2 protein-coding genes are annotated in these 529 nt (G+C 65.0%); both read left to right on the top strand.

Annotated features, from left to right (window positions below; all coding sequences use genetic code 11):
* Window positions 1–232 (top strand): hypothetical protein (locus AACY08_RS28600; protein ID WP_339472459.1); only part of this gene is annotated, 232 nt, incomplete at its 5' end.
* A 47-nt stretch (window positions 233–279) separates the two neighbouring features.
* A partial coding sequence (locus tag AACY08_RS28595; protein WP_339472458.1) for a hypothetical protein occupies window positions 280–529 on the top strand: 250 nt, incomplete at its 3' end.

Here is a 529-nt window from a genome sequence, read left to right as displayed (position 1 = left end):
AGAAGGAGGCTGGTGGTACGACAGCGGCACCTTTGTGCGCGCAATCACCATCCATTTCGACGACGAGACCGCGATCGCAGCGCAGCGTCGCGCAAACCGCCTTCTCGAGCGCTTGCAACGCCACAAGCCGGACGTGTCGTCGGTGATCTATGATGGCGGGCGCTACCGCGCCTACACCTTCTCGGGCCTGCCGCCCGAACGCTTCCCCGTCGAGCGGCCAAGATATTCCTGACCGCATCCGCGGTCGCCCCCCCCATCGAAACCTTGAAGGAAACGGTCATGCACCGCGTCCACTTCTACGACACCAGCGCGGCCGCCTACGAAGCGTGCCTCGATCAAAGCCCCTGCATCCTCGAAGGGGATGTCCTCGCCATCGTTCCCGAAGGTGTCATCGGCCTCGCGTCGACCGACCCGCTCGCGGTCACGATCGAGACGGGCGCACTGCGCACGCTCACGCCGATGTCGTCCGCACGAATCCTCCGCGAAACCACCCATGATGCGGACCAATGGCGTCACGCGGTCGAGCTCG

Origin of the sequence: Pseudomonas sp. EL_65y_Pfl1_R83 (assembly GCF_963970695.1) — a bacterium.
GTDB lineage: Bacteria > Pseudomonadota > Gammaproteobacteria > Pseudomonadales > Pseudomonadaceae > Aquipseudomonas > Aquipseudomonas tritici.
Note: the sequence above shows the minus strand (reverse complement) of the source record. Positions and strands in the feature narration are given on the sequence as shown.